4 protein-coding genes are annotated in these 8,817 nt (G+C 66.1%); 1 reads left to right on the top strand and 3 read right to left on the bottom strand.

Annotated elements, in window-relative coordinates; translation table 11 throughout:
* Nucleotides 1–164, top strand: a 164-nt coding sequence (locus ACGFK1_RS08860; protein ID WP_393427898.1) for an integrase core domain-containing protein, incomplete at its 5' end; no start/stop codon positions are given.
* Here ACGFK1_RS08860 and ACGFK1_RS08855 read toward each other — a convergent pair.
* From ACGFK1_RS08855 to ACGFK1_RS08845, 3 genes are all read right to left on the bottom strand, one after another.
* A complete protein-coding gene (locus ACGFK1_RS08855; protein ID WP_393427845.1) occupies nt 161–2,914 on the bottom strand; it encodes an ATP-binding protein in 2,754 nt (917 codons plus the stop codon). The two genes, ACGFK1_RS08860 and ACGFK1_RS08855, sit on opposite strands and share 4 nt — an antisense overlap.
* A gap of 125 nt (nt 2,915–3,039) precedes the next feature.
* Nucleotides 3,040–5,847, bottom strand: coding sequence for an AAA family ATPase (locus ACGFK1_RS08850; protein WP_393427844.1), 2,808 nt, complete (start codon nt 5,845–5,847; stop codon nt 3,040–3,042).
* Nucleotides 5,848–5,934: 87 nt separating this feature from the next.
* The gene (locus ACGFK1_RS08845; RefSeq protein WP_393427843.1) at nt 5,935–8,742 is read right to left on the bottom strand and encodes an AAA family ATPase; all 2,808 of its coding nucleotides are present in this window, start codon (nt 8,740–8,742) and stop codon (nt 5,935–5,937) included.
* Between the last annotated feature and the right edge of the window lie 75 nt (nt 8,743–8,817).

Raw genomic sequence — 8,817 nt, 5'->3', positions numbered from 1 at the left:
TCGCCGACGGCTGGGCCTACGCCCGACTCTACGAATCAACCGACCAACGCGACATCGCCTTACCGGGCTGGCTCCACTTCTACAATCACCACCGAGCCCACTCCGCCATCGGAGGCCAGCCGCCGATCACACGACTGACCAACCTCCCTGGACATCACAACTAGTCCGAGTGACGCATGAGCTGCATCAATTCAGCCCTGGAGCTGACGCCGAGCTTGGCGAACGCATTGTGTAAGTGCGTTTTCACCGTGTGGGGGGAGAGGTGCAGTTGCTGCGCGACGGAGCGGTTGGTCGCGCCTCTCGCGATGAGGTTGATGACCTTGAACTCGGAGTCGGTGAGGCTGTCTAAACCCGTTCTGGCACGCGGCGCGACGATGCGTCGTTCCACACCCAATTGGCGCAGCGTGCGGCCGACGCGGCGGGCATCGGCGAGAGCTTCGCACTCGTTGTAGGTGTCGAATGCCTTGTTGAGGCTCTCGATTGCCTCGGTATCGCGTCCGGCGCGCACCAACTCGCCAGCGGCGTCCTCCTCGGCACCGGCGTAAAGAAGTGGACGTCTGGAAGCCAATGCCCCTGCCGCTTCCAACAGCGCATCGGCGTCACTTTCCAGCATCCCGCGGGCCTGCTGTGCGACCGCCGCGAACAACGCCGCTCCGGGACGCTCGCGTTCCAACACCTCGATGCCCTGCAGCACCCGCGCCCGCAGCCCTGCCTCACCTGCTGCTGACGCCACCCTCGACATCAACGTGAGCTGGTCGAACACGTTGGGCCACAGCGGTGTGATGACACGCGTGTTCTGACGCCCGAGCCATCGCACCGCATCGAGAACGTCGTCGCGATACCACGCGGCAAGCGCGACCACGTAAGCTGCCCCGCAGGACAACAAGGGTGATGGGCTGTGGTACAGATCCAGCGCCTCACTCACCAAGTCCTGCAATAACTTTCGATCGCCTGTTCGCGCGGCCACCTCAGCCAGGACGAGAATGCGCTCGATGTTGACCTCGGTGTCGTTCGCCCATTCGCGTCGGGGCAACGCCTCGATGTCGCGTCGCGCCGCTCCGAGGCGACCCGCGGCCGCATGAACCACCGCGCCCAGGTGGGTCCAGCCCGGAAGCGCCATCGCGTTGCGCTCGCGATGCGCTTTCTCGGTACCGTCGGCAACCTGCGCGCGGGCTTCGTCCAAGCTGCCCGCGTACACAATCAGGCTTGCGCGCCGCTTGGCGGCGTACATGCTGCCGAAGGGCGCCACACCGCTTCGCGTCAGTCCTGCCAGCTCTTCCATGCGCTGCAGCGCGCGCACCGCATAACCGTCTTGATAGTCGATCAGGGCCAGGGCAGTTTCGCTGATGATACGGGCTTCCACGTCACCGGTCGCCGCGGCCGCGGCCGCGGCCATGTCCGCTGCCGAGGCATCCGCATGCAGGCCGTTGACCACTTCGAAGTAGGCCAACCACGCCTGGTGGCCTGCCCTGGTGGTGTCGCTGATGCCGCCCAACTGCAGTGCGCGACGGATCTCTGCGATGCGTTGCGCCGGATCCTCGATGCCGGCCGCCTTGCGCAGCCGGATCTCGGCTTCGTGGTCTTCAGACAACTCCGTTTCGAGGGCGCTGTCGGCAAGCGCGTGGGCCTCGTCGTAGCGGGTGGCCCGATTGAGCCACTCCACCGTTTCTGTCACGAGTGGCCCGTAGTCAGGATCCTCGGCGGGCAGGAGTTCCAGTGCGCGCTTGCTCAGGTCCGCGGCGGCGCTGGCATCGCTGTGGCCCACCGATTGAGCGGCCTGACGCAACGCGTCGATCGCCTCTTTGTCCCCGGGCTCGGCGCTGCGCGCCAACTGGGTGGCCACTTCTGCAGGCGTCGCACCCATGTCCAGCATCACCGACGCCGATTGACGCTCCATCGCCCGGCGCAGCGACTGCGGCAACGACTGCCGGGTGGCCTCCCGCAACAAGTCATGCCGAAACCGCAACTGCTCACCGTCCTCGACGAGCAGATCCGCGCCCACCGCCTCCTCCAACGCGGACAACAACGACACCGGCCGACGATCCAACATCGCGGCCAACAACCGCGCCGAAAACCGATCCGGCAGCACCGCGGCCACCCGCACCACCTCCGAGGCTTCCGCACCAAGCAGATCCAGCCGCTGATGCATCGTGGCACCCAACCGCCGCGGCAACCCCGCCCCCGTCACCACCGCACGCCCGCCAGAGACAGTCAACCGGTCTTCCTCGCCCAAACCACCGACCAGCTCACTGACCAGAAACGGATTACCGTGCGCCTTGGCGGCCAAATTCAACAGCGACACATCGGCTTTCGCGCGCACCGCATCTTCGACCATGTCGGCGACCGCATCCGCGGCGATGGGCTCCAACCGCACAAACGTGGCATTGGCCCGCTGCAACACCGACAACGTCTCCACCACCGCAGGGCCACCGGCCCCGGTACGCGCAGTCAACACCCACAACACCGCACCCGGCGCGGTAGCCAACGACCGCAACGCCAACAGCGTGCCGTTATCGGCCCAGTGAATGTCCTCCAACACGATCACCAACGGAGTCTGCTCGGCCGCTGCATGAATGGCGTCAGCCAGATCATGGACCACCCAGTACCGCAGATCGGCCGAACCACCCAACCTGCGCAACGCCTCGGCATCACCCACCGGGGGATCCGCACGCAGCGTCGCCATGAACAACGAGAAGAACGGCACCGACTGCTGATACTCAAACGCCTCACCAAACAGCGCACGAACCCCGGCCTTATCGGCCAACCTCAACACCTCGGTGAGCAACCGGCTCTTCCCAATACCCGGCGGTCCCTCAAGGACCAGCACACCCCCGTGACCGGAAGCCACCGCGGAAACCAGCCCACCAATAATTTTCAACTCGTCGGCCCGCCCACGAATCGGCGGAGTGACCATACGCTGACCGCCGACATCGAATAGGCCGGTTGGAGGCCCCATCGGGTGTCCCGTCTACCGTTTCCGGAGTGCTGTTGTAGTGCAGGTCATTGTAGGCCCGCCCACGTCAGACACAGGATTTGCTGTCAATCAGCGCCGTGCATGAGCTGCGCCAACTGGGTGCGTGACGTGATACCAAGCTTGGCGAACGCATTGTGTACGTGGGTTTTCACGGTGTGAGGGGACAGGTGCAGTTGCTGCGCGACCGTGCGATTAGTCGCCCCCTCGGCGATGAGGTTGATGACCTTCAACTCGGAGTCGGTGAGGCTGTCCCAGCCGGTTTTGGACCTCGGCTGGGCGACGATGCGCCGTTCCACACCCAACCGGCGCAACGCGCGGCCCACCCGCCGCGCATCAGCGAGTGCCTCATGCCGGCTGTAGGTGTCGAATGCGGCATTGAGCTGATCGACCGCCTCGTCACCGCGGCCGATACGGGCGAGTTCGGCGCCGGCATCCTCCGCCGCACCGGCATAAAGCAGCGGGCGCGACGACGAGTGGAGCAACCCAGCAGCACCCACCAGCGCCTGCGCATCACGTTCCAGTATCCCGCGGGCATATCCGGCCACCATCGCCAACAACGGCACCGGTGGCTTCTCACGCTCCAGCACCTCGCTGGCCTGCAAGACCCGCGCACGCAAACCGGCATCACCTGCCGCCGAGGCCACCCGCGCGCCCAAGACCAGCCGAACCAACGCGTGGGGGAAAAGGGGTGTCCCCAACAGGCTGATGTCGCCAAGCCAGCGCGCTGCTTCATGAACGTCGTCGCGATACCACGCCGCGCGCGCCAGCACATACGCCGATGCCCGACGTTGCCCAGGTGATCCGGTGTGGGCATCGCGGGCGTCATTAGCGGTCTGCTGCAACAAGTTTCGGTCATCGGTGTGCACCGCCACCTCGGCGAGGATCAGCATGCGATGTACGTCCTGCTCGGTCGCGCCGGTCGGCGGTGGAGGCGGCAGGGACTCGGCCGCGTCGCGAGCGGCCGACAGCCGACCCGCAGCCAGATGGACCCACCCGCTGTAGACGGCCCAGGTAGCCAGGGCCAACGAGTTGCCTTCGCGGCGGGCCTGTCCCATGCCGTCGGCGACCCTGGCGGTCGCGTCGTCCAATCGCCCGACCACTGCCAGCAGGTTTGCGTGGTACATCCCGGCATAGGCGTGTGCCGATGCCGTTTCGTTCGTGTAGGCCAATGGGCGAAGCTGCTCGAGGCGGCCCAGCGCGCGGGCCGGGTACCCCTCACCAGAATCGAGCAACGCGTGAGTGACCTCGGCCATGATCGTGGCCTCGAGATCACCGGTGGCGGCCGCGGCGGCGGCGGCTTCGTCGGCTGCGGTCCGCCATTGCCCGCTCTTGTCCTGCAACACCAGGTTGTAGGCCAGCCACGCCAGATGCCGTGTCCGGGTGACCTCGCTGATCCCGCTCAACCGCAGCGCCCGGCGGTGCTCCTCCACCCGCCACTGCGTGCTGTGCTTGGTATGCGTCGGAAGCCGGAGCCGGATCTCCGCCTGCACTTCGGGCGAGGACGCCTCGGCGAGCGCCACGACGGCCAACTCTTCGGCCTCGTCGTAGCGGCTGGCCCGGTTGAGCCACTCCACCGTTTCGGCGACCAATGACCCGTGCTCGACGTGATCCGGAGGTAGTAGTTCCAACGCGCGCTTGCTCAGGTCGGCGGCCGCGTTCGCATCACTGTGGCCCACCGAATGGGCGGCCTGGCGCAGCCCATCGACTGCTTCCATATCTCCGGGCTCGGCGCTACGCACTAACTGGGTGGCCACCTCGGCCGGCGCCGCACCCATGTCCAGCATCACCGACGCCGATTGGCGCTCCATCGCCCGGCGCAGCGACTGCGGTAACGACTGCCGAGTCGCCTCCCGCAACAAGTCGTGCCGAAACCGCAACTGCTCACCGTCTTCGATGAGCAGATCGGCACGCACCGCCTCCTCGAGCGCCGACAACAACGACACCGGCTGACGGTCCAGCATCGTCGCCAACAACCCCGCCGAAAACCGGTCCGGCAACACCGCGGCCACCCGCACCACTTCCGAGGCCTCCGCAGAAAGCAGGTCCAGCCGCTGGTGCATCGTGGCACCCAACCGCCGCGGCAGCTCCTCCCCCGTCACCACCGCACGCCCACCGGCAACGTTCAGCCGGTCCTCCTCACACAGCCCCCCGACCAATTCGTTGACCAGAAACGGATTGCCGTGCGCCTTGGCGGCCAAATTCAACAGCGACACATCGGCTTTCGCGCGCACCGCGTCCTGCACCATATCGGCGACCGCATCCGCCGCGATCGCCCCCAATCGCACAACCGTGGCATTGGCCCGCTGCAACACCGACAACGTGCCCTGCACTGCGGGCCCACCGGCCCCGGTACGCGCAGTCAGCACCCACAACACCGCCACATCCGGCCGCGCAGTGGCCAGTGACCGCAACGCCAACAGCGTGCCGTTATCGGCCCAGTGAATGTCCTCCAGCACAATCACCAGCGGGGTTTCCGCGGCCGCCACCCGAATCGCCTCGGCCAGATCGTGCACCACCCAATACCGCAGATCCGCCGAACCACCCAACCTGCGCAACGCCTCGGCATCACCCACCGGAGGATCCGCACGCAGCGTCGCCATGAACAACGAGAAAAACGGCACCGACTGCTGATACTCAAACGCCTCACCAAACAGCGCACGAACCCCGGTGTTATCGGCCAGCCTCAACACCTCGGTGAGCAACCGGCTCTTCCCAATACCCGGCGGTCCCTCGAGGACCAGCACACCCCCGTGACCGGAAGCCACCGCGGAAACCAGCGCACCAATAACCCTCAACTCGTCGGCCCGCCCACGAATCGGCGGAGTGACCATACGCTGACCGCCGACATCGAACAGGCCGGTTGGAGGCCGCATCGGGTGTCCCGTCTACCGTTTCCGGAGTGCTGTTGTAGTACAGGCCATTGTAGGCCCGCCCACGTCAGACACAGTATTTGCTGACAATCAATCAGCGCCGTGCATGAGCTGCGTCAACTGCGCACGGGACGAGATGCCGAGCTTGGCGAACGCGTTGCGAAGATGCGTCTTCACCGTATGGGCGGAAAGGTGTAGTTGCTGCGCCACCGTGCGGTTGGTCGCCCCCTCGGCGATGAGGTTGATGACCTTGAGTTCGGACTCGGTGAGGCTGTCCCAGCCCGTTTTGGCCCGCGGCGCGACGATGCGCCGTTCCACACCCAACCGGCGCAGTGCGCGACCCACCCGGCGGGCATCGGCAATCGCCTCGTGCTGGGTGTAGGTGTCGAATGCGGCATTGAGCTGATCGACCGCCTCGTCACCCCGGCCGATGCGCGCGAGTTCAGCGCCGGCATCCTCCGCAGCACCGGCATAAAGCAGCGGGCGCGACGACGAGTGGAGCAACCCTGCGGCGGTCAGCAGTGCCTGCGCGTCACGTTCCAGTAGCCCGCGGGCATGTGTGGCAACGCCCGTGAACAGCTGGATGGCGGGCCGGTCGCGCTCAAGCTGTTGCGTGTCCTGCAGGACGCGTGCCCGTAGCCCGGCGTCGGCGGCCGCCGACGCCACCCGCGCACCCAAGATCACCTGGTCCAACACTTGGGGGAAGATCGGGGACCCGAACAGCACGATGTCGCCGCCAAGCCAGCGCATCGCGTCATGGACGTCATCCCGCTGCCACGCCGCCAGCGCCAACACGTGCGCCGCTGCGCGACGCACCATATATGAGGTCGTTGTGTAGACATTGCGCACGTCGTCAACCACCTGCTGCAACAACGTTCGGTCATCGGTACGCACCGCCACCTCCGCCAGAATGACGGTGCGCACCATGTCCAGTTCGGTCGCGCCCATAGGCTGGGGCGGCGGCAGGAATTCAGTGAGAGCGCGGGCGGCCGACAACTCGCCCGCAGCGAGGTGAACCATCCCATCGACCGCGGCCCAGACGTCAACCGCCATCGCATTGTGATGCCGTCGAGCTTGGTCTGCCATCCGGTCGACCTCGGCCGCTGCGTCATCCAACCGGCCCACTACTGCCAGCAGGTTTGTGTAGTGAATTTCGGCCAAGTCTTGAGTCGACGTGACATCACCGGCCGAGGTGTGTGCGCGAAGGTCCTCGAGGCGACGTAATCCCCGGCTCGCGAACCCGTCCCCACAGTCAAGACAAGCAAGCGCGACATCGGTAAGGATCTTGGATTCGAGATCACCGGTGACCGCCACGGCCGCCGCCGCCTCCTCGGCGGCCTCCCGGGCTCGCCCACCGTGGTCCTGCAACATCAGGTTGTAGGCCAGCCAGGCCTGATGCCGCGCACGGGTGACCTCACTGATGTCGGACAGCTGCAGCGCCCTGCGGTTCTCCTCCACCCAACGCTGGGTGTTGTGCCTGGTGACTGCTCCGAGACGCAGCCGGATCTCGGCCTCTTCTTCGGGCGAGCTGGCCTCTGCGAGGGCCACAACGGCCAGCTCTTCGGCCTCGTCGTAGCGGCTGGCCCGGTTGAGCCACTCCACCGTTTCGGCGACCAATGACCCGTGCTCGACATGACCGCCGGGTAGTAGTTCCAACGCGCGCTTGCTCAGGTCGGCGGCGGCATTGGCATCGCTGTGGCCCACCGATTTCGCGGCCCGGCGCAGCGCAGCAACTGCTTCCATGTCTCCGGGCTCGGCGCTGCGCGCCAACTGAGTAGCGACCTCGGCCGGCGCCGCACCCATGTCCAGCATGATGGTTGCCGATTGACGCTCCATCGCCTGGCGCAGCGATTGCGGCAACGATTGCCGGGTCGCCTCACGTAACAAGTCGTGCCGAAACCGCAACTGCTCACCATCCTCGACGAGCAGATCCGCGTCCACCGCCTCCTCCAACGCCGACAACAACGACACCGGCCGACGATCCAACATCGCGGCCAACAACCCGGCCGAAAACCGATCCGGCAGCACCGCGGCCACCCGCACCACCTCTGAGGCCTCCGCATTAAGGAGGTCCAGCCGCTGATGCATCGTGGCACCCAACCGCCGCGGCAACCCCTCCCCCGTCACCACCGCACGCCCACCGGAGACAGTCAACCGGTCTTCCTCGCACAGCCCCCCGACCAGCTCACTGACCAGAAACGGATTGCCATGCGCCTTGGCGGCCAAATTCAACAGCGACACATCGGCTTTCGCGCGCACCGCGTCCTGCACCATATCGGCGACCGCATCCGCGGCGATGGGCTCCAACCGCACAAACGTGGCATTGGCCCGCTGCAACACCGACAACGTGTCCTGCACTGCGGGCCCACCGGCCCCGGTACGCGCAGTCAACACCCACAACACCGCACCCGGCCGCGCAGTGGCCAACGACCGCAACGCCAACAGCGTGCCGTTATCGGCCCAGTGAATGTCCTCCAACACGATCACCAACGGAGTCTGCGCGGCCGCTGCATGAATAGCGTCGGCCAGATCGTGCACCACCCAGTACCGCAGATCGGCCGAACCCCCCAACCTGCGCAGCGCCTCGGCATCACCGACTGGCGGATCGGCATGCAACGTCGCCATGAACAACGAGAAGAACGGCACCGACTGCTGATACTCGAATGCCTCACCGAAAAGCGCCCGCGCACCGGCCTTATCGGCCAACCTCAACACCTCGGTGAGCAACCGGCTCTTGCCGATCCCAGGCGGCCCCTCGAGGACCAACACACCGCCACGCCCCTGCGCCACCGCAGAGACCAGCTCACCAACGACTCTCAGCTCATCAGCCCGCCCACGAATCGGCGGAGTGACCAGGCGCTGACCGCCGACGTCGAACAGGCCGCTTGGAGGCCCCATCGGGTGTCCCGTCTACCATTCTCGCCACTACTGTGCACGTTACAGTGCACGCAATTGTAAGCCTGCGCAGTCGCT

The sequence above is a fragment of the Mycobacterium sp. NPDC048908 genome, assembly GCF_043197955.1.
GTDB lineage: Bacteria > Actinomycetota > Actinomycetes > Mycobacteriales > Mycobacteriaceae > Mycobacterium.
The sequence above is the reverse complement of the archived record's forward strand: the minus strand, read 5'-3'. Positions and strand labels throughout refer to the sequence as shown.

Bases quoted from the DNA above. Each gene is read 5' to 3' on its own strand.
- ACGFK1_RS08855 (WP_393427845.1), bottom strand. From the start codon at position 2,914: ATGGTCACTCCGCCGATTCGTGGGCGGGCCGACGAGTTGAAAATTATT.
- ACGFK1_RS08850 (WP_393427844.1), bottom strand. From the start codon at position 5,847: ATGCGGCCTCCAACCGGCCTGTTCGATGTCGGCGGTCAGCGTATGGTC.
- ACGFK1_RS08845 (WP_393427843.1), bottom strand. From the start codon at position 8,742: ATGGGGCCTCCAAGCGGCCTGTTCGACGTCGGCGGTCAGCGCCTGGTC.